The 20,275-nt window shown below is 73.0% G+C and carries 16 protein-coding genes and 1 rRNA gene; 10 read left to right on the forward strand and 7 right to left on the reverse strand.

Annotated elements, in window-relative coordinates; genetic code table 11:
* The first annotated feature begins 99 nt into the window (after positions 1-99).
* Together ACZ3UD_RS36245 and ACZ3UD_RS36250 are read left to right on the forward strand one after the other, a co-directional pair.
* Positions 100-726 carry a TetR/AcrR family transcriptional regulator gene (locus ACZ3UD_RS36245; RefSeq protein WP_465597902.1) on the forward strand — a complete coding sequence of 209 codons (627 nt, stop codon included), beginning with the start codon at positions 100-102 and terminating at the stop codon, positions 724-726.
* 146 nt (positions 727-872) lie between these two features.
* Positions 873-2,336 carry a cellulase family glycosylhydrolase gene (locus ACZ3UD_RS36250; protein WP_465597905.1) on the forward strand — a complete coding sequence of 488 codons (1,464 nt, stop codon included), beginning with the start codon at positions 873-875 and terminating at the stop codon, positions 2,334-2,336.
* Positions 2,337-2,339: 3 nt separating this feature from the next.
* Here ACZ3UD_RS36250 and ACZ3UD_RS36255 read toward each other — a convergent pair whose 3' ends face one another.
* Positions 2,340-4,364: a M3 family metallopeptidase gene (locus ACZ3UD_RS36255; RefSeq protein WP_465597908.1), complete on the reverse strand. Its 2,025-nt coding sequence runs from the start codon at positions 4,362-4,364 to the stop codon at positions 2,340-2,342.
* A 155-nt stretch (positions 4,365-4,519) separates the two neighbouring features.
* Here ACZ3UD_RS36255 and ACZ3UD_RS36260 point away from each other — a divergent pair, with 155 nt between their 5' ends.
* Complete coding sequence (locus tag ACZ3UD_RS36260; RefSeq protein WP_465597911.1) at positions 4,520-6,247, forward strand: bifunctional 3'-5' exonuclease/DNA polymerase; 1,728 nt, start codon at positions 4,520-4,522, stop codon at positions 6,245-6,247.
* Between the two features lie 3 nt (positions 6,248-6,250).
* On the opposite strand, the gene dhaM is transcribed toward ACZ3UD_RS36260, so the two are convergent.
* Positions 6,251-6,643 carry a dihydroxyacetone kinase phosphoryl donor subunit DhaM gene (gene dhaM / locus ACZ3UD_RS36265; protein WP_465597914.1) on the reverse strand — a complete coding sequence of 131 codons (393 nt, stop codon included), beginning with the start codon at positions 6,641-6,643 and terminating at the stop codon, positions 6,251-6,253.
* A 161-nt stretch (positions 6,644-6,804) separates the two neighbouring features.
* On the opposite strand from dhaM, the gene dhaK reads away from it, so the two are divergent.
* Positions 6,805-7,800, forward strand: coding sequence for a dihydroxyacetone kinase subunit DhaK (gene dhaK, locus ACZ3UD_RS36270; RefSeq protein ID WP_465597916.1), 996 nt, complete (start codon positions 6,805-6,807; stop codon positions 7,798-7,800).
* A 19-nt stretch (positions 7,801-7,819) separates the two neighbouring features.
* The gene (gene dhaL, locus ACZ3UD_RS36275) at positions 7,820-8,461 is read left to right on the forward strand and encodes a dihydroxyacetone kinase subunit DhaL (protein WP_465597919.1); all 642 of its coding nucleotides are present in this window, start codon (positions 7,820-7,822) and stop codon (positions 8,459-8,461) included.
* A gap of 36 nt (positions 8,462-8,497) precedes the next feature.
* Here the strand turns inward: dhaL and ACZ3UD_RS36280 are convergent, their stop codons facing one another.
* Positions 8,498-9,667 carry a PP2C family protein-serine/threonine phosphatase gene (locus ACZ3UD_RS36280; RefSeq protein ID WP_465597922.1) on the reverse strand — a complete coding sequence of 390 codons (1,170 nt, stop codon included), beginning with the start codon at positions 9,665-9,667 and terminating at the stop codon, positions 8,498-8,500.
* A gap of 169 nt (positions 9,668-9,836) precedes the next feature.
* On the opposite strand from ACZ3UD_RS36280, the gene ACZ3UD_RS36285 reads away from it, so the two are divergent.
* The 3 genes from ACZ3UD_RS36285 to ACZ3UD_RS36295 all read left to right on the forward strand — a co-directional run bounded on the left by ACZ3UD_RS36285 (position 9,837) and on the right by ACZ3UD_RS36295 (position 13,447).
* On the forward strand, positions 9,837-10,928 hold the full coding sequence (locus ACZ3UD_RS36285; RefSeq protein WP_465597925.1) for a PrsW family intramembrane metalloprotease: 1,092 nt from the start codon (positions 9,837-9,839) through the stop codon (positions 10,926-10,928).
* The gene (locus ACZ3UD_RS36290; RefSeq protein WP_465597929.1) at positions 10,841-11,110 is read left to right on the forward strand and encodes a heavy-metal-associated domain-containing protein; all 270 of its coding nucleotides are present in this window, start codon (positions 10,841-10,843) and stop codon (positions 11,108-11,110) included. Before ACZ3UD_RS36285 ends, ACZ3UD_RS36290 begins: the two co-directional genes overlap by 88 nt.
* A gap of 69 nt (positions 11,111-11,179) precedes the next feature.
* A complete protein-coding gene (locus ACZ3UD_RS36295) occupies positions 11,180-13,447 on the forward strand; it encodes a heavy metal translocating P-type ATPase (RefSeq protein WP_465597931.1) in 2,268 nt (755 codons plus the stop codon).
* A gap of 65 nt (positions 13,448-13,512) precedes the next feature.
* Here the strand turns inward: ACZ3UD_RS36295 and ACZ3UD_RS36300 are convergent, their stop codons facing one another.
* The 3 genes from ACZ3UD_RS36300 to recD2 all read right to left on the reverse strand — a co-directional run bounded on the left by ACZ3UD_RS36300 (position 13,513) and on the right by recD2 (position 18,535).
* Positions 13,513-14,232 carry an SDR family NAD(P)-dependent oxidoreductase gene (locus ACZ3UD_RS36300; protein WP_465597933.1) on the reverse strand — a complete coding sequence of 240 codons (720 nt, stop codon included), beginning with the start codon at positions 14,230-14,232 and terminating at the stop codon, positions 13,513-13,515.
* Positions 14,233-14,773: 541 nt separating this feature from the next.
* Positions 14,774-16,063, reverse strand: coding sequence for a citrate synthase (locus ACZ3UD_RS36305; protein WP_465597935.1), 1,290 nt, complete (start codon positions 16,061-16,063; stop codon positions 14,774-14,776).
* A 225-nt stretch (positions 16,064-16,288) separates the two neighbouring features.
* A complete protein-coding gene (gene recD2 / locus ACZ3UD_RS36310; protein WP_465597938.1) occupies positions 16,289-18,535 on the reverse strand; it encodes an SF1B family DNA helicase RecD2 in 2,247 nt (748 codons plus the stop codon).
* Positions 18,536-18,767: 232 nt separating this feature from the next.
* On the opposite strand from recD2, the gene ACZ3UD_RS36315 reads away from it, so the two are divergent.
* Both ACZ3UD_RS36315 and ACZ3UD_RS36320 read left to right on the forward strand, forming a co-directional pair.
* Positions 18,768-19,559: a VOC family protein gene (locus tag ACZ3UD_RS36315; protein WP_465597940.1), complete on the forward strand. Its 792-nt coding sequence runs from the start codon at positions 18,768-18,770 to the stop codon at positions 19,557-19,559.
* Positions 19,560-19,660: 101 nt separating this feature from the next.
* Positions 19,661-20,122, forward strand: a complete 462-nt coding sequence (locus ACZ3UD_RS36320) for a GNAT family N-acetyltransferase (RefSeq protein WP_465597943.1) — start codon at positions 19,661-19,663, stop codon at positions 20,120-20,122.
* Positions 20,123-20,198: 76 nt separating this feature from the next.
* Here ACZ3UD_RS36320 and rrf read toward each other — a convergent pair.
* Positions 20,199-20,275, reverse strand: a 5S ribosomal RNA gene (rrf, locus tag ACZ3UD_RS36325); the annotation flags it as partial.

Raw genomic sequence — 20,275 nt, forward strand, 5'->3', positions numbered from 1 at the left:
CGGAGAGCCGGACGGCCACTCCTCGGGAGCCACAGAAGGCAAGACCGCATCAGCCACATCCGGCCCTCCCGGGCCGCCTAACAACTTACGGAGCAGCGCATGTCCCGAGAGCCCCGTCGCGAGCAGCTGCTCAACGCCGCCGACCGGGTCATCCAGCGCGAGGGGCCGAGCGCCAGCATGAACGCCATCGCCGCCGAGGCCGGCATCACCAAGCCGATCCTCTACCGGCACTTCGGCGACCGGAACGGCCTGATCAGCGCCCTCACCGAACGCCACACCGGCGGGCTGCTGGCCGCGATCCGGGCCGCCCTGGCCGAACCCCTGGAACGCCGCGACCGGGTCGAACACGTGCTGGACACCTACCTCGCCGGCATCGAGGCCCGCCCGCAGGTCTACCGGCTGCTCACCCACCCCGAGCCCGGCGACCCGGGCGGCGCCGGCAACGCGCTCGCCCCCGCCCTCCGGCAGATCGCCGAGGAGATCACCCGGGCCGTGCAGAGCCAGATCGACCTCGGCGCCGACCGCGACCTGCTCGCCGAGGCCTGGGGCCGGGGCATCACCGGCATGGTGCTGGCCGCCGGGGACTGGTGGCTGGAGACCAAGCCCTGCTCGCGCACCCGCATGGTGCAGGCCCTGGCCGACCTGCTCTGGGGCCGCCTGGCCGCCGCCGCGGACCTGCCGACCGCCGTCCTGCCGCCCACCCCGGCCGAGCCCGCCGCCGGCTGAACCGCCGCGGGCCGAACCGGCATGGGCCGAACCACCGTGAGTCGGACCGCCGCGGGCCGAACTGCCGTTTCGCGCACGACCCTTGTGCCGCCCCCGGCGCCGCGGGCATCATCGGGGCCCCTACCCCCCGCCGTGCGAGGTCCCCGATGCGCCTGCGCCGCACCGCCGTTGCCCTGCTGCTCGCCGCCACCGCCGCCCTGAGCGCCCCCGCCACCCCGGCTTCGGCCTCGGCCCACGGCGGGCACCGGGACCACTTCCCCACCGGAACGGCCACCGCCCCGGACGGTCGCACCGCGCTCACCGACCCCCAGGGCCGGCACCTCCAGCTGCGCGGCTTCAACCTCGACAAGTACGCCGAGGCCACCGAGACCGACCTCAAGTCCCTTGCCGCCCAAGGCTTCACCCTGATCCGGCTGCCGATCTCCTGGACCAGGCTGGAGCCCGAACGCGGCCGGCTCGACCCCGCCGAACTGCACCGGCTGCAGCAACTCCTCGGCTGGGCCGACCGCCTGGGCCTGCTCGCCCTGGTCGACTTCCACCAGGACGTCTACGGGCCGAGGTTCGGCGGCGGCACCAACGGCATCCCGCTCTGGGCCACCCGCGACGACGGCCTGCCCTTCACCCCCGACCCGAACGACTGGTTCGCCGGCTACTTCCAACCCGCCGTCCAGGCCGCCTTCCGCCACCTCTACGACGACCCCGACCTGCGTGCCTGGCAGGCCGACTTCTACACCCGACTGGCCGGCGAACTGCGCGGCCATCGCTCCCTGTTGGGCTACGACCTGTTCAACGAGCCGTTCGGCCCGGTGGACGGCGACCCGAGCGACCCGGCGGTGCTCGCCGCCGCCTCCGCCGCCCTGGAGCAGGGCCGGCTCGCCGACATGTACCGCCGCCTGATCGCCGCCGTACGCCGGGTCGACTGCCGGGCCTGGCTGTTCGTCGAACCGACCGTCCTGGTCGGCCAGGGCGTGCCCACCCGGCTGCCCGGTTTCACCGACCCCCGCCCGGGCGCGCCCCGGCTCGGCTACGCCCCGCACTTCTACGACACCGCAGTGGAGAACGGCGCCGACTGGAACCCGGCCGACGGCTTCGTGGAGCAGTACACCGCCGCGATCACCGGCTACCCCACCGCGAACCGCCTGCCGGTCCTGGTCGGCGAGTGGGGCCCGCCCGACTCCCGCACCCCGGGCAACCGTCAGCTGGTCCGCCGGCAGGTCGCCGCGATGGACGGCTTCGCCGAGGGTTGGACCATGTGGTACTGGTGCCACGGCACCGGCGGCTACTGCGCGCTCGACCCGGCCGGGCACCCGGCCCCCGGGGACGAGCCCGCCTTCGGCCCGTACCCGGTGGCCGTCGCCGGCACCGACGTCCGCACCGACGTCCGCACCGACGGCGCCACCGTCCGCTGGACGGCCGACGGCACCGGGCGCAGCACCGAACTCCTGCTGCCGCCCGCCGCGTTCCCGCACGGCGTCCAGGTCACCGTCTCCCCCGCCGGCGCCCGCGTCGAGGCCGAACAGCCCGCGGACGGGCGTGCGGGAACCGTACGGATCCGGCTCCCGCACGCCCGTCCGGGCGCCCCGGTGACGGTCGTGCTCACACCGCGCTGACGATCAGACGAGGCCCCGGCGCTCCAGCAGCGGCCCGGTCTCCGGCGCCCGGCCGACCACCGCGCGGAAGGACTCCAGCGGGTCCGAACGGTTGCCGCGCGCCAGCAGCTCGCGCCGGAACAGCTCACCGCTGTCCCGCACCGACTTCCCGTTGGTCTCGAACCACCGCACGGTGTCCGCGTCCAGCACCTCCGACCAGATGTACGCGTAGTACCCGGCGCTGTAGCCGCTGGAGAAGATGTGCTGGAAGTACGGCGTGCGGTAACGCGGCGGGATCGCCGGGACGACGATCCCGGCGTCCGCCAGCGCCCGCTCCTCGAACTCCCCGGCGTCCGCGACCTCGTGGCCCTGCGGCAGGGTGTGCCAGGCCCAGTCCAGCAGCGTCGCGGCCAGGTACTCCACCGTCCGGAAGCCCTGCCCGAAGCCCTCGGCCGCCGTCATCCGCTCGACCAGCTCGGCCGGCAGCGGCTCCCCGGTCTCGTGGTGGCGGGCGTAGTTGGCCAGCACCTCCGGCCGGACCATCCACATCTCGTTGACCTGCGAGGGGAACTCCACGAAGTCCCGCGGCACCGCCGTACCCGCGAACAGCGGGTAGGTCACGTCCGAGAACAGCCCGTGCAGCGCGTGCCCGAACTCGTGGAAGAGCGTGCGCACCTCGTCCCAGCTGAGCAGCGCCGGCTCACCGGGCGCCGGACGCGGGATGTTGAGGTTGTTCAGCACCACCGGCCGCCGACCGGTCAGCCCGGACTGGCCGACCAGCTCGTCCATCCAGGCGCCGCCGCGCTTGGACGCCCGGGCGTGGAAGTCGCCGATGAACAGGCCCAGCGAGCCGCCGTCCTCCTCGAACACCTCGAAGACCCGGGCGTCCGGGTGGTGCGCCATCAGCTCCGGCCGCTCGGTGAAGCTCAGCCCGTACGCGAGCTTCGCGGCGAAGAACACCCCGTCCTTCAGCACCCGCTCCAGCTCGAAGTACGGGCGCAGCGCCGCCGCGTCCACCTGGTAGGAGGCCTGCCGGACCTTCTCCGAGTAGTACGCCCAGTCGTGCGCGGCGATCTCCTCGACCCCGTCCGCGGCCGCCACCTTGGCCAGCTCGGCGGCCTCCCGGCGGGCGTTGGCCACGGCCGGCTCCACCAGCCGGGCCAGCAGGCCGGAGACCGCCTCCACCGTCCCGGCCGTCTCGTCCGCCACCACGTACGCGGCGTGGCTCGGGAACCCCAGCAGCGCGGCCCGCTCGGCGCGCAGCCCGGCCATCCGGATCGCCAGCGGGCCGTTGGCCTCGCCACCGCGGGCGAGCGAGGCCGCCAGCAGGCGCTCGCGCACCGAACGGTCGCTGAGCTGGGCCAGCTCGGGCTGGCCGGAGGTGCTCTTCAGGCTCAGCACGTACGCGCCCTCACGGCCGAGCACCTTGGCGTTCTCGGCGGCGCCGGCGATCGCGCCCTCGGACAGCCCGGCCAGCTCCTCGGCGGAGTCCACGACCAGCGCGGCGGCCCGGGTGGCGGCGTTCACGTTCTGCTGGAACGTGGTGCCCAGCGCGGCCAGTTCGGCGTTCAGCTCGCGCAGCCGGGCCTGCTCGGCCGCGCCGAGCCGGGCGCCGGAGCGGACGAAGGCGGTGTACCGGCGCTCCAGCAGCCGCAGCGACTCCGGGTCGAGCCCCAGGCCGGCCCGGGCCTCGTACAGCGCCTCGATCCGGACGAACAGCTTCTGGTCCAGGTGGATCGCGTCGTGGTGGGCGGCGAGCAGCGGGCTCACCGTCGCCTCCACCTCGTCCAGCAGATCGGTGGTGTCGGAGGAGGACTGGTTGCGGAACACCGCGTCCACCCGGCTCAGCAGCTCGCCGGAGCGCTCCAGGGCCACCAGGGTGTTCTCGAAGGTGGGGATGGAGCGGGTGTCGGTGATCGCCGCGATCTCGGCCAGCTGCTCGGCCATCCCGCGCTCGTACGCGGGCAGGTAGTGCTCCTGCCGGATCTCGGCGTAGGGCGGCAGTTGGTAGACCAGGGGGCTGGGCGTGAAGAACGGGTTCTCGGTCATTTCGCCGACCATACGCGGTGTCACCCACCCTGCCCATACGCCCCCGATCCCGATTGTCAGCCCCACCCGTTAACGTCGACGCCGCAGACCTGTCGACCCGCACGCCCGTGCCCCCACCCGCACGTCAGACCGTCCGCCGGAGAGGAGACGCCCCCGTGGCCCCCAGAACCGCCCTCGCGCCCGACCCCCACGGCCCCGGCGGCCGCCTCCAGCCGCTGGACGACGCCGGGGCGCCGCTCGGCCCGCCGGAGGCCGTCCGCGACCTCGCTGCCGCCGTCGCCGCCCGGGAGGCCGCCGGGAGCGGTCGTTTGCCCGGGCCGCGCTGGGTCTGGGCCGCCGCCGACTCCGGGTACACCCCGCTGCTGCCCCGGCTGCCCGACCGGCTCGCCCGCTGCCACGACCTGCGGCTGGTCGAGGCCCTGCTGCTGAGCCACGAGGGCCGCTTCGGCGCGCCGCGCTCGCTCGGCGCCGCCTGGTCCCGGCTGCGCGGCCTGCCCGTCCCGGACGACCTGCCGGAACCGGGCCTGGCCGACGCGGACGACGGCCAGGACACCCTGTTCGCCCCCGACCGGCTGCAACTGCCGCCCGGCGCCGACCCGCTGGCCGCCGTGGTGGCCGTGCACGCCGAGCAGCAGCGGCGGATCGCCGCCATCGCCGACCCGGCCGCCCGGCAGCGCTTCCGGCTGCTGGTCGCCGCCGAGTCGGCCGGCGCGCTGGCGGCCGCCGAGATGGCCCACGACGGCCTGCCCTGGCGCGCCGACGTCCACGACCACCTGCTGACCGAGCTGCTCGGCCCGCGCCCGACCGTCCCCGGCACCCAGCCCCGGCGGCTCGCCGAACTCGCCGTCGAGCTCCAACAGGCCCTCGGCGTCAAGCCGTTCAACCCCGACTCACACACCCAGGTGCTGCGCGCCTTCGCCGAGGCCGGCATCCAGCTCGGCTCCACCCGCTCCTGGGAGCTCAAGGGCATCGACCACCCGGCCGCCCAGCTGCTGATCCGCTACAAGGAGCTGGCCCGGATCCACGTCGCCCACGGCTGGGCCTGGCAGGACGCCTGGGCCCGCGGCGGCCGCTTCCGGCCCGAGTACGTGGTCGGCGGCGTGGTCTCCGGCCGCTGGGCCAGCCGCGGCGGCGGCGCCCTGCAGATCCCGCGCATCCTGCGCCGCGCCGTGGTCGCCGACCCGGGCTGGCTGCTGGTCGTCGCCGACGCCGCCCAACTGGAACCGCGCGTGCTCGCCGCGCTCTCCCAGGACGCCGGCCTGGCCCGCACCGCGGCCGGCGGCGACCTCTACGAGGCGCTCGCCGCCAACGCCTTCCAGGGCGACCGCGACAAGGCCAAACTCGGCCTGCTCGGCGCCATGTACGGGCAGACCAGCGGCGACATCGGCCCGCTGCTGAACACCCTGCGCCGCCGCTACCCCGCCGCGATGGGCTACGTCGAGGCCGCCGCCCGCACCGGCGAGGACGGCGGCGTGGTCGCCTCCCGGCTCGGCCGGGTCTGCCCGCCCGCCTCCGCCGACTTCCTCGACCTCACCGAGGCCGACACCGCCGGCGAGGCGGGCGGGCGCACCGCCCGCGCCCGCGGCCGGTTCACCCGCAACTTCGTCATCCAGGCCAGCGCCGCCGACTGGGCACTGGCCCTGCTCGCGGCGCTGCGCCGCCGGCTGGGCGAACTGCCGGTGGCGGGCCCGGCGGACCGCCCGCACCTGGTGTTCTTCCAGCACGACGAGGTGATCGTGCACACCCCCGCCAACCTGGCCGACGAGGTGGCCGCCGCCGTCGCCGAGGCCGGCGACGAGGCCCGGCGGCTGGTCTTCGGCGACACCCCGGTGCGGTTCCCGCTCAGCACGGCGGTGGTGGACTGCTACGCGGACGCCAAGTGAGTCCTACAGCTTGCGGAAGGAACGCGCGTCCTCGGCCGCCGCGACCACCTCGGCCAGCCCCGCCCCGGTCGAGGCGGTGACGGCGGCCGCCACCGCGCCCTCCACGAACGGCGCGTCCACCAGCCGCACGCCCGGACGCGGCTCGTCCTCCAGCACCGTCACCGCGGTGAGCACCGAACTGCCGAGGTCCGGCAGCACGACCACGCCCGCCCCGCCGTCCGCCTTCGCGATCGCCCCGGCGATCAGCTCGTAGCTGGTGCCGAGCCCGCCGTCCTCCGTCCCGGCCGCGACCACCACCCGCACGCCGTCCGGGGCGAGCTCACCGAGCAGCTCGCGCAGCCCGGCGGCCAGCTTGGCGCTGTGCGAAACCAGAACAATGCCCACGTGTTCGCTCATGCCCACGACCCTACGGCCCCGTCCCGCTGCTCCGGGCGAGTGACCGGAATCGCGTGTGTCGCACCCCGTGCCCCGCACCCCCGTCCGGCGTAGCGTCGGGTCCACCAGCGTCCGCAGCCGTAGCGTCCTGATCTCAAGGTCACCCAAGGGAGCGAAGAGCGTTGAAGAAGCTGATCAACACCCCGGAGAGCGTCCTGGAGGACGCCTTGGCCGGAGTCGCCGCCGCCCACCCCGAGCTGGCGGTCGACATCCCCAACCGGGTGATCACCCGGGCCGCCCGCCCGGCCGGCCCCAAGGTCGCGCTGATCTCCGGCGGCGGCTCCGGCCACGAGCCGCTGCACGGCGGCTTCGTCGGCCCCGGCATGCTCGACGCCGCCTGCCCCGGCGAGGTGTTCACCTCGCCCGTCCCGGACCAGATGCTGGCCGCCGCCAAGGCGGTGGAGAACGGCGCCGGGGTGGTCTTCGTGGTGAAGAACTACACCGGCGACGTGATGAACTTCGAGCTCGCCGCCGAACTCGCCGCCGAGGAGGGCCTGGAGGTCCGCACCGTCCTGGTCAACGACGACGTCGCGGTCGAGGACTCCACCTGGACGGCCGGCCGCCGGGGCACCGGCGCCACCGTCCTGGTCGAGAAGACCGCCGGCGCGCTGGCCGAACGCGGCGCCCCGCTGGACGAGGTGGCCGCCCTGGGTGAGCGGGTGAACGCCGCCTCCCGCTCCTTCGCGATCGCGCTCACCGCCGCCACCGTCCCGGCCGCCGGCAGGCCCGGCTTCGACCTGCCCGAGGACGAGATCGAGGTCGGCGTCGGCATCCACGGCGAGCCCGGCCGCCGCCGCGAGAAGCTCCGCCCGGCCCGCGAACTGGCCGCCCAGGTGGTCGAGACCATCCTCACCGACCACCACCTGACCCCGGGCGACGAGGTGATCGCCCTGCTCAGCGGCCTCGGCGCGACGCCGCTGCTGGAGCTGTACGTGGTCTACGGCGAGGTCGCCGCCCGGCTCGCCGAGCGCGGCATCACGGTGGCCCGCAGCCTGGTCGGCAACTACGTCACCAGCCTGGACATGGCGGGCTTCTCACTCACCCTCACCAAGGCCGACGCCCAGCTGCTGGAACTCTGGGACGCCCCGGTCGACACCCCCGCCCTCAAGCGGGCCTGAGCCGTTCGAAGGAGACGCGATGGACTCCGCCACCCCGCTGTTCGACATCTCACTGGCCGAAGCCTGGATCCGCGCGATCGCCGCGGCCGTCGAGAAGGAGCAGACCCGGCTCACCGAACTGGACTCCGCGATCGGCGACGGCGACCACGGCAGCAACCTCCAGCGGGGCTTCGCCGCCGCCCTGACCGCCCTGGACGGCCTCCAGCCGGCCAGCCCCGGCGCCGTCCTCACCAAGACCGGCATCACCCTCATCTCCAAGGTCGGCGGTGCCTCCGGCCCGCTCTACGGCAAGGCCTTCCGCGCCATCGGCGCCGCCCTCCCCGAGCCCGCCGCCCCGGCCGCCGTCGCCGAGGCCCTCGCGGCCGGCCTGGACGCCATCCGCACCCTCGGCAAGGCCGAGCCCGGGGACAAGACCATCGTCGACGCCTGGACGCCGGCCGTCGCCGCCTTCCGCCATGCGGCCGCCACCGGCGCCACCCTCCCCGAGGCGGCCGCGGCCGCCGCCGAGGCCGCCGACCGGGGCGCCCGCGACACCGTCCCCCTCCAGGCCCGCAAGGGCCGCGCCTCCTACCTCGGCGAACGCAGCATCGGCCACCAGGACCCCGGCGCCACCTCCACCGCCCTCCTCTTCCGCACCCTCGCCGACGTCACCACCGGCTGAGCCGCACCCACCCCGCCGCGCCCCGCCCCGCGCCCCCTAATCCGTCCGCGTGATCAGCAACAACAAAGCGTCATCCCGCAACTCCCCGCCCGTGTGCGCCAGCAGGTCCGCGTACACCCGCCCCACCGCCGCCTCCAGCTCCCCCGCCGAGCGCGCGGCCCCCCGTACCAGCGGCCCGACCCGCTCCGCCAGCGGATAGAACTCCCCGCTCTTGCGGTGCCGCGCCTCGATCACCCCGTCCGTGCAGAGCACCAGCACGTCCTCCGCCCCGAACGGCTGCCCCCAGGTGGTCGGCTCCCCGACCGCCAGCCGTCCGAGGCCCAGCGGCACCCACGGGTCCGGCGCGTCCAGCACGTGCGCGAGCCCGTCGCCGTCGACCCGGATCGGCGCCACGTGCCCGAACTGCAGCAGCTCCATCTCCCCGGGTGTCCGGAACTCCGCGAACAGCGCCGTGGTGAACTCCCCGTCCGGTACGTGCCGCTCGACGCTGGCCTCGATCCGCGCCGCGACGCCCCGCAGCCCGGCCTCGTCGTACGCGGCCTCGCGGAACGCGCCGAGCACCACTGCCGCCGTCTGGACGGCCGCCAATCCCTTGCCCCGGACGTCCCCGACCGCGACCCGCGTCCCGTGCGGCGTCTCCAGCACCGAGTACAGGTCCCCGCCGATCCGCGAGGCGTCCGCCGCCGACACGTACCGCACGGCCAGTCGCAGCGGCCCGACGGCCGGCCCCGGCAGCCGTAGCAGGGCCCGCTGGGCGGCCTCGGCGACGGAGCTGACCGCCGCGAAGGCCGCCGCCCGCCGCATCCGGATCTTGGCCACCCAGGCCGAGAAGACCGTCAGAACCAGGTAGCTGACCATCGCACCGTAGAGGAAGCGTGCGTCGTTGATGTTGTCGACCTGGTCGTAGCGGCTGAGTCCGTAGACCGTGAGCAGCCCGACCGAGCAGACCGCGAGCAGTTCGCGGGGTTTGAGGGTGAGCGCGGCGACGGCCGGGACGACGGTCATCAGGGGCGCGAGGTAGCGGTCCTTGCCGGAGAGGAGGTCCGCGAGTGAGACCAGCAGGACGGCGATCAGCGCCGGGGTCGCCCGCCGCCAGAGCGGCACGTCCTGGAGGTCGGCGGCCAGCAGGGCGTCGCGCTGCCGGTCCGTCGGCAGTCCGGCGGCGGTGGGTGCCGAGGGCGACTGGGCACGGCGGATCGGAAGCACATATCGAACATAAGGGACGATCGCGGCGCCGAACCACTCGCTCGCCCCATCGGGCCGGCCCTCGCCCCGATCGGCCGCCGCCCCTTCCGACATCTGTCCACATCGCACCCACGTGCCCGATTTGTCATAAAGTTCGACCAAAGTGGCTACTCAGAGGAGGCCCTGCCCGGTGTCCGGTTACCGACCCACTCACCGTCCCTCCACCCCTCAGGCCGGTACGACTGCCGGGCCCCACCACTGGTTCACGTTCTTCCTGACCGGCCTGGTGCTCTGGGCCTGCACCGTCCTCGTCACCTTCTTCACCGACAACAGCAACCTGGTCCCGACGATCGTGCTGCTCGGCAGCTTCCTCGTCCCGGTCACCGTGGTGATCTGGGCGTACGAGCGCCACGCCGCCGACCTGGGCCCGGACCGGATCCTCGCCTGCTTCGGCATCGGCGGGATCATCGGCGTCCTGGGCGCCTCGGTGCTGGAGAGCTACCTGCTCTCGCCCTCGGTGTGGATGTACGTCGGCGTCGGCCTGATCGAGGAGGCGGTCAAGCTGGCCGCCCTGGTGATGGTCAGCCGGCGGCTGCGGGTCAGCGGGCTGCGGTACGGGCTGGTGCTGGGCGCCACCGTCGGCGCCGGGTTCGCCGCCTTCGAGAGCGCCGGGTACGCCTTCAACGCGGTACTGAGCATCCAGGGCCTCTCGCTGAACGACCTGGTGGAGACCGAGATCCTGCGCGGGGTGCTCGCGCCGGTCGGCCACATCCTGTGGACCGCGATCATCGGCGGGGTGCTGTTCCGCGAGCGGCGCGGCGGCCACTTCCGCTTCACCGCCCCGGCCCTGCTCACCTACCTGGGCGTGTCACTGCTGCACGCCCTCTGGGACTCCACGGGCGGCATCGCCGTCTTTGGTCGCCCGGACCACCACCAGCGCCTTCCAGCGCGCGCTGTTCGATCTCGGCTACATGCCCGACCCGACCAGCGAGCAGGTGCACCTGTACACCGCCTACGACACGGCCGGCCTGCTCCTGGTGTCCCTGGGCGGGCTGCTCTGGCTGCGCCTGCTGGTGCGACGCGAGCCCACCGCGCCGATCCCGGCCCAGTACCCCTCCTCCCCGGCCTGACCACCCCGGTCGCCTACGATGCGATCCACCTCACCCACCCCTCCAGGAAATACCCCAGAGGGGTATGGTGTTGTTCGAGAGAGCAAGACCCGCACCGACCCTCCGGAGGCCCCCGATGTCCAGCACCATCACCTACACCGTGTCCGGCATGAGCTGCGGCCACTGCGAGAAGGCGATCAGCGAGGAGCTCTCCGCGCTGGCCGGTGTCACCGAGGTCGCCGCCGACGCCCAGGCCGGTACCGTGACGGTCTCCTCCGCCGCCCCACTGGACGAGGAGCAGGTCCGCGCCGCCGTCGACGAGGCCGGCTACGAGCTGGTCGGCCGCAGCGCCTGAGCCACCACCGTACGGCGGGGCCCGGCCGAACGGCCCCCGCCGTACACCCCCACCAAGGAGCTGATCCGCATGAGCACGACCGCCCCGGATGTCGGGGCCCGGGACCGGGTCGAGCTGTCGATCGGCGGGATGACCTGCGCCTCCTGCGCGGCCCGGATCGAGAAGAAGCTCAACCGGCTGGACGGCGTCGAGGCCACCGTCAACTTCGCCACCGAGAAGGCCCGGGTCGACTACGGCCCCGGCGTCTCGGTGGAGGACCTGATCTCCACCGTGGAGCGGACCGGCTACACCGCCGAGCTCCCGCCGCCGGCCCCCGCCGCCCCCGAGCCGGCCGCCGCCACCGCCGCCGAGCGGCCCGCCGACCAGGACCCCCACTACGACCGGCTGCTGATCAGCGCCGTGCTCAGCGTCCCGGTGGTCCTGCTGTCGATGGTCCCGGCCCTGCAGTTCACCAACTGGCAGTGGCTGGCCTTCGCGCTCACCGGCCCGGTCGTGGTCTACGGCGGCCTGCCCTTCCACCGCGCCGCCTGGACCAACCTCAAGCACGGCGCCGCGACCATGGACACCCTGGTCTCGCTCGGCACCCTGGCCGCCTTCGGCTGGTCCTGCTGGGCGCTGTTCCGGGGCCACGCCGGCATGCCGGGGATGCGCCACGACTTCTCGCTGTCGATCGGCGACACCGACGCCTCCTCCACGCTCTACCTGGAGACCGCCGCCGCCGTCACGGTGCTGATCCTGCTCGGCCGCTATCTGGAGGCCCGTTCCAAGCGCCGGGCCGGCGCCGCCCTGCACGCCCTGCTCGACCTCGGCGCCAAGGACGTCGCCGTCCTGCGGGGAGGCCGCGAGGTCCGGCTGCCCGTGGACCGGCTGGCCGTCGGCATGCGCTTCGTGGTGCGCCCCGGCGAGAAGGTCGCCACCGACGGCACGGTGGTCGAGGGCAGTTCCGCCGTGGACGCCTCGATGCTCACCGGCGAGTCCGTCCCGGTCGAGGTCACCGTCGGGGACGCCGTCACCGGCGCCACCGTCAACGCGGGCGGCCGCCTGGTGGTCGAGGCGACCCGGGTCGGCGCGGACACCCAACTGGCCCGGATGGCCCGGCTGGTCGAGGAGGCCCAGAACGGCAAGGCCGCCGCCCAGCGCCTGGCCGACCGGATCTCCGCCGTCTTCGTCCCCGTGGTCATCCTGATCGCGCTCGCCACCCTGGTCGGCTGGCTGCTGGCCACCAGCAGCCCCACCGAGGCGTTCACGGCTGCCGTGGCCGTGCTGATCATCGCCTGCCCGTGCGCCCTCGGCCTGGCCACCCCGACCGCGCTCCTGGTCGGCACCGGCCGCGGCGCCCAGCTCGGCGTCCTGATCAAGGGCCCGGAGGTCCTGGAGACCACCCGCCGGGTCGACACCGTCGTCCTGGACAAGACCGGCACCGTCACCACCGGCCGGATGGCCCTGGTCGCCGTGCACACCGCGGACGGCGTCACCGAGGCCGAGGCGCTGCGCCTGGCCGGCGCCCTGGAGCACGCCTCCGAGCACCCGATCGCCCGCGCGATCGCGGACGCCGCCGCCGAGCGGACCGGCGCGCTGCCGGTGGTCGAGGACTTTCGCAACGTGCCCGGGCGGGGCGTGGAGGGCGTCGTGGACGGCCGTACGGTGACGGCCGGGCGCGAGGCCCTGCTCGCCGACCGCGAGCAGCACCTGCCGCCCGTCCTGGCCCGCGCCAAGGCCGGGGCCGAGGCGGCCGGCCGCACCGCGGTCGCGGTCGGCTGGGACGGCGAGGCCCGGGCCGTCCTGGAGGTCGCCGACGCGGTCAAGCCGACCAGCGCCGAGGCCATCGCCGAGCTGCGGGCGCTCGGTCTGCGCCCGGTGCTGCTGACCGGAGACAACCGGGCGGTGGCCGAGGCGGTGGCCGCCGAGGTCGGCATCGACCCGCAGGACGTGGTCGCCGAGGTACTGCCCGAGGACAAGGTGGACACCGTCAAGCGGCTGCAGGCCGAGGGACGGACGGTCGCGATGGTCGGCGACGGCGTCAACGACGCGGCCGCGCTCGCCCAGGCCGACCTGGGCCTGGCCATGGGCACCGGCACCGACGCCGCCATCGAAGCCGGCGACCTCACCCTGGTCCGCGGCGACCTGCGCTCGGCGGCCGACGCGATCCGGCTCTCCCGCCGCACCCTCGGCACCATCAGGGGCAACCTGTTCTGGGCCTTCGGCTACAACGTGGCGGCGATCCCGCTGGCCGCCGCCGGACTGCTCAACCCGATGATCGCCGGGGCCGCGATGGCCTTCTCCTCGGTCTTCGTGGTCACCAACAGCCTCCGGCTGCGCCGCTTCCAGCCCGCCTGACGACACCGAGCCCGAACAGCGCGAAGGCCCCGGACCGACGAGCGGTCCGGGGCCTTCGCCATGCCTCAACGCCCCAGTAGCTCGCCGCCGTTGCAGTGCAGGATCTCGCCGGTGATGAACCCGGCCTCCGGAGAGGCCAGGAAGTGCACCGCCGCCGCGACCTCACCGGTCTCGCCGATCCGGCCGAGCAGCGTGCGCGCCGCTCGGCGGGCCACCTCGGCCTCGTCCAGCCGCGGTCCGAAGAACTCGGTGCCGCTGACCGTCCCCGGCGCGACGATGTTGGCGGTGATCCCCGAAGTCCCCAACTGGGCGGCCAGGAAGTGGTTCCAGGCGTGCAGCGAGGCCTTCGCGGCGCCGTACGAGCCGGCCCCGCGCAGGGCGGCGATGGAACTGATGGTGACCACCCGGCCGGAGCCGGGGGTGAGCCGGTCCCGGATCGACTCGGTGAGCAGCACCACGGTCAGCACGTTGCGCTCGAAGTCGCCGCGCCAGCGGGCCAGCAGGGCGTGCGGCCCGCCGCCGACCACGGTCTCCCGGCTGCCGGCGTTGTTCACCAGCACGTCGATCCGCTCGGGCAGTCCGTCGAGCGCCGCCTCGACCGCGTCCGGGTCGGCGAGGTCGCACACCAGCGGGGTCACGTTCGGTCCGAGGTCGGCCGCGGCCTTCTCGAGGACCTCCCGGCGCCGACCGACGATCACCACGTGCTCGCCCGCCTCGGCGAACCGCCGCGCGACTTCGTACCCGATTCCCGTGCCACCGCCGGTGACGACGACGTTCCTGGCCATCTGCGCACTCCCTCCCCAGTTCCGCCGCCGCGCTGCAAGGGTGCGCGACGGTCCGTACCGGAATGCCACGATTCCTATCACGCTCGGTTGCCGTGACTGCGGGGAGGGTGACGTCGGGCGCGAGGGAAGGTGTGATATGAGCGCGGAACGGCGCGCCTACGGAGCGTGGCGAGAGGCAGCTCACACCCCTCGGGCGTAACTTCTCGCACGCTGATACGTCTTAGGTTGGTAGTGCGGCAGTTTTTCCGATGGGCCGGGGCGCGACTAACGGCAATGCGTCCCTCATCCAGCGGCTGTCGCCGACGGGGCTCCGGCGGGCCCCGGGAACGGTCGTCGGTCTCGACGGCCTTCGCGCACGGCGCCGGGGTTGCGGCGGGCCAGGGACGCTTTGAGCGGCCGTCCCCGGCTGCGGCCGGCCCCGGAGTCGTGCGCTGTACGGTTCCGTCCCCGCGCGGGCCCTTCCGGGTCCAGGGCGCGGGGACGGCGAAGGGGCCCGGCCGCTCAGCAGCGGCCGGGCCCCTCTCCGTTCACTCGCGGTGCGTCAGCGCTGGTCGAGCTCGACGTAGTCGCGGATCGCGGTGCCGGTGTAGATCTGACGCGGACGGCCGATGCGGCTGGTCGGGTCGTTGATCATCTCGTGCCAGTGGGCGATCCAGCCGGGCAGCCGGCCGAGGGCGAACAGCACGGTGAACATGCTGGTCGGGAAGCCCATGGCGCGGTAGATCAGGCCGGTGTAGAAGTCCACGTTCGGGTACAGCTTGCGCGAGATGAAGAAGTCGTCCTTGAGGGCGTGCTCCTCCAGCTTGAGCGCGATGTCCAGCAGCTCGTCGTTCTTGCCGAGCTGGCCGAGGACCTCGTGCGCGAGCAGCTTGACCTGCGCGGCGCGCGGGTCGAAGGCCTTGTAGACGCGGTGGCCGAAGCCCATCAGCTTGACGCCGGCTTCCTTGTTCTTCACCTTCGCGATGAACGCGTCGACGTCGCCGCCGTCCTTCTGGATGCTCTCCAGCATCTCCAGCACGGCCTGGTTGGCGCCGCCGTGCAGCGGGCCCCACAGGGCCGAGATGCCGGCCGAGATCGAGGCGAACAGGTTGGCGTGGCTGGAGCCGACCAGGCGCACGGTGGAGGTCGAGCAGTTCTGCTCGTGGTCCGCGTGCAGGATGAGCAGCTTGTCCAGGGCGTTGACGACGACCGGGTTGAGCTCGTAGTCCTCGGCGGGGACCGCGAAGGTCATCCGCAGGAGGTTCTCGACGTAGCTCAGGTCGTTGCGCGGGTAGACGAAGGGCTGGCCCATCGCCTTCTTGTACGCGTACGCGGCGATCGTCGGCAGCTTCGCCAGCAGGCGGACGGTCGACAGGTGACGCTGGGCCGCGTCGAAGGGGTTGTGGCTCTCCGGGTAGAACGTGGAGAGCGCACCGACCACCGAGGACAGCATGGCCATCGGGTGGGCGTCCCGCGGGAAGCCCTGGAAGAAGCGCTTGACGTCCTCGTGCAGCAGCGTGTGCTGGGTGATCTCGCGGTTGAACTCCGCCAGCTGGTCCGCGTTGGGCAGCTCGCCGTTGATCAGGAGGTACGCGGTCTCGATGAAGCCGCCCTGCGCTGCGAGCTGCTCGATCGGGTAGCCGCGGTACCGAAGAATGCCGTTGTCGCCGTCCACGAAGGTGATCGCGGACTTGTACGCAGCGGTGTTACCGAAGCCGTTGTCCAGGGTGACCAGGCCGGTCTGCGGGAGCAGCTTCGAGATGTCGAAGCCGGAGTTGCCCGCAGTGCTCTCGACGACGGGGTACTCGTACTCGCCGTCCTGGTACCGCAGTACTACCGAGTTGTCGCTCACGTCTTCCTCACCGACGAAATGAATCCTCTTCCAAGGTGCCCTGACTGTCTCCACCATCCCCCATCCGGAGGACAGTCGCGCACCCGGGGTGGCCCGGAAGGGCCCGCCCCTACAAAACCCGCCGCCGCAGCCGGTACGAACCGGACAAGATCGGCACTACCCTAGGCTCTGCCGTAAATCTCTTCACGTCAAGAGAACCTTAGAGGCAACCATCCTGTTGGATAATCATCCAGAAGCAAGCCGATGATCGAGGGCGGCATGCCGCCGACCTGCGCTGACGGCCCGCACGGCCTGCGCGATCGCCTTCCGTGACCCGACCAGCACGACGAGTTTTCTGGCTCTGGTCACCGCGGTGTAAAGCAGATTTCGCTGGAGCATCGTCCAAGCGGACATGGTGACCGGAATCACCACCACCGGATACTCGCTGCCCTGCGAACGGTGGATCGTCACCGCGTACGCGTGGGCCAGCTCGTCCAGTTCGTCGAAGTCGTACACCACCTCCTCGTCCTCGTCGGTGACCACCGTCAGCCGCTGGTCGTCCACGCTGAGGGCGGTCACCACTCCCACTGTGCCGTTGAAGACGCCGTTCCGCCCCTTGTCGTAGTTGTTTCGGATCTGGGTGACCTTGTCCCCCACCCGGAACGTCCGCCCGCCGAAACGCCGCTCCGCCAGCCCCTCCCGGGCCGGCGTCACCGCCGCCTGCAGCAGCGTGTTCAGGTTCCCCGCCCCCGCCGGGCCGCGATGCATCGGCGCCAGCACCTGGACGTCCCGGCGCGGGTCGAAGCCGAACTTCTGCGGGATCCGGCGCGCCACCACGTCCACCGTCAGCCCGGCCGCCCGCTCCGCGTCGTCCTCCACGAACAGGAAGAAGTCCGCCAGCCCCTCCGTCAGGGGCGGCTTGCCCTCGTTGATCCGGTGCGCGTTCGTCACCACCCCCGACTCCTGGGCCTGCCGGAAGATCCGGGTCAGCCGCACCGACGGGATCGGCCCGTCCTCGGCCAGCAGGTCCCGCAGCACCTCCCCGGCGCCCACCGAGGGCAGCTGGTCCACGTCCCCCACGAACAGCAGGTGAGCGCCCGGCGGGACCGCCTTGACCAGCTTGTTCGCCAGGATCAGGTCCAGCATCGAGGCCTCGTCCACCACCACCAGGTCCGCGTCCAGCGGCCGGTCCCGGTCGTACGCGGCGTCCCCGCCCGGCTTCAGCTCCAGCAGCCGGTGCACCGTCGAGGCCTCCACCCCGGTCAGCTCCGACAACCGCTTCGCCGCCCGGCCGGTCGGCGCCGCCAGCACCACCTTCGCCCGCTTGGCCAGCGCCAGCGTCACGATCGACTTCACCGTGAACGACTTCCCGCAGCCCGGACCACCCGTCAGCACCGCGACCTTCCGCGTCAGCGCCAGCCGCACCGACTGTTCCTGCTCCGGCGCCAGCTCCGCCCCCGTCCGCTTGGCCAGCCACTCCAGTGCCACCGGCCAGTCCACCCCGGCGAACCACGGCATCCGGTCGGAGTCCGAACGCAGCAGCCGCAGCAGCTGGTTGGCCAGCGAGATCTCCGCCCGGTGGAACGGCACCAGGTAGACCGCGGTGATCGGCTCGCCCGCCTCGCCCGGCACCGTCTCGCGCACCACGCCCTCGGCGGCGACCAGCTCGGCCAGGCAGTCGATCACCAGCCCCACGTCCACCTGCAGCAGCTTCACGCCGTCCGCGATCAGCCGCTCCTCCGGCAGGTAGCAGTGCCCCTGGTCGCTGCTCTGCGACAGCGCGTACTGCAGCCCCGCCTTCACCCGCTCCGGGCTGTCGTGCGGGATGCCCACCGCCTGGGCGATCCGGTCCGCCGTCAGGAAGCCGATGCCCCAGACGTCCGCCGCCAGCTTGTACGGCTCGTTCTTCACCACGCCGATCGAGGCGTCGCCGTACTGCTTGTAGATCCGCACCGCCAGCGAGGTCGACACCCCGACCCCCTGCAGGAAGACCATCACCTCCTTGATGGCCTTCTGCTCCTCCCAGGCCGCGGCGATCTTCCTGGTCCGCTTCGGTCCCAGTCCGGGCACCTCGATCAGCCGGCCCGGCTCGTTCTCGATCACCTCCAGGGTGTCCACCCCGAAGCGCTCCACGATCCGCTCGGCGAACCGCGGCCCGATTCCCTTGATCAGCCCCGAGCCCAGGTAGCGCTGGATGCCCTGCACGGTGGCCGGCAGCACCGTGGTGTAGTTCTCCACCATGAACTGCCGCCCGTACTGCGGGTGCGAGCCCCACCGGCCGTGCAGCCGCAGCGACTCCCCGACCTGCGCCCCCAGCAGCGCGCCCACCACCGTCAGCAGGTCGTTCCCGCCCCGGCCGGTGTCCACCCGGGCCACGGTGTAGCCGGTGTCCTCATTGGCGTAGGTGATCCGCTCCAGCACGCCCTCGACCTGCGCCAGCTGGTGCGGCACCTGCTGCTGCGTCTGCTGCCCCGACTGTGGCTGCTTGCCCACCGGAGCCCCCTCTTCGACCAGTACGGGTGGACCCTTCCGTTACGCACCGTACAGCCCCTCGCCGACAAGCCCGGAACCGCGCGGAAAGCGGCGGGAGAGCCTGGCCGGGAAGCCCGGGAGTCCGACGAAAGCCCGCCGTGCACCACCCCCTCCGAGGTGCCAGGCTGGAAGGTCCAGGGGATCTCGACCGCGCCCGCGACCGTACGGGCCCCGTCCGAGGAGCACTGCCGCCATGCTCAACACCGCCTTCCGCCCCGGTTCCCCGAACTGGCTCGACCTGACCAGCCCCGACACCAGGGCCTCCGTCGACTTCTACACCGCCCTGTTCGGCTGGTCCTTCGACTCGGCCGGCCCCGAGGCCGGCGGCTACGGCTTCTTCCAGCTCGACGACCGCACGGTCGCCGCCCTCGGCCCCCTCGCCGAGGAGGGCACCCTGCCCGGCTGGACCCTGTACTTCGCCACCCCCGACGCCGACCGCACCACCGAACTCGTGGAACGGTCCGGCGGCCGGGTCCGGTTCACCCCCTTCGACGTCTTCACGGCGGGCCGGATGGCCGGCTACACCGACCCGACCGGTGCCGACTTCGCGGTCTGGCAACCCCGCGACACCCGCGGCCTGGACCTCGTCAACGACGAGGGCAGCCTCTGCTGGGCCGAGTGCTACAGCATCGACGCCAAACGGGCCAAGGCCTTCTACCGGGCGGTCTTCGGCTGGCAGGAGCAGGACGTCCCGCTCGGCGACGTGATCTACACCGTCCTCACCCCGGCGGGAGGCGGCACCGACGACGCCCACGGCGGCATCATGCAGCTCGGCCCCGAACACACCGCGCGCGGCACCGGCTCGCACTGGCTCCCCTACTTCGAGGTCCCCAACGTGGACGCGAGTCTCGCCATCGCCGACACTCTCGGCGCGAAGGTACGGATCCCCGCGACGGACGTCCACGGCGTCGGCCGCCTCGCCCAGCTGCTCGACCCGCACGGTGCCGTCTTCGCCGTCATCACGAGTGCCGAGCCCGGGGACTGACGCCGCACTACCGCGCATTACCCCTCAGAAGGGCCGTGAAGGGGTGCTACGGGCGTAGACAGGGGTGGGTCCGCCTCCCCGGGCGGCTCTAGTCTCTGATCATGACTGAAACGGCTGTTCTGACGATTCGACGGGCCGGCGAAGGCGACCTGCCGGCGATCGTGGCCATGCTCGCCGACGATCCACTGGGCGCCACGCGGGAGAGCCCCGACGACCTCACCCCCTACCGCACCGCCTTCGCCCGCATCGACGGCGACCCGCACCAGCACCTGGTGGTGGCCGAACGCGCCGGCCGCGTCATCGGAACCCTGCAGCTCACTGTCGTCCCGGGCCTCTCCCGGGCGGGCGCCACCCGCACGATCATCGAGGCCGTCCGCATCCACGCCGACGAACGCGGCAGCGGACTCGGCACCGAACTGATCCAGTGGGCCGTCGAACGCTCCCGCGCGCTGGACGCCGACCTCGTCCAGCTGACCTCGGACGCGACGCGGACGGACGCGCACCGCTTCTACGAGCGGCTCGGCTTCGTGGCCTCGCACGTCGGATTCAAGCTCAAGCTCTGAATCAAGCCCTGAATCAAACCGCGAAAACGCGAGAAGGCCCCACCCGGAAACCGGGTGAGGCCTTCTCTGAATGATTGTTCGGCGGCGTCCTACTCTCCCACAGGGTCCCCCCTGCAGTACCATCGGCGCTGTGAGGCTTAGCTTCCGGGTTCG

Source organism: Kitasatospora sp. NPDC023118, from assembly GCF_055560875.1.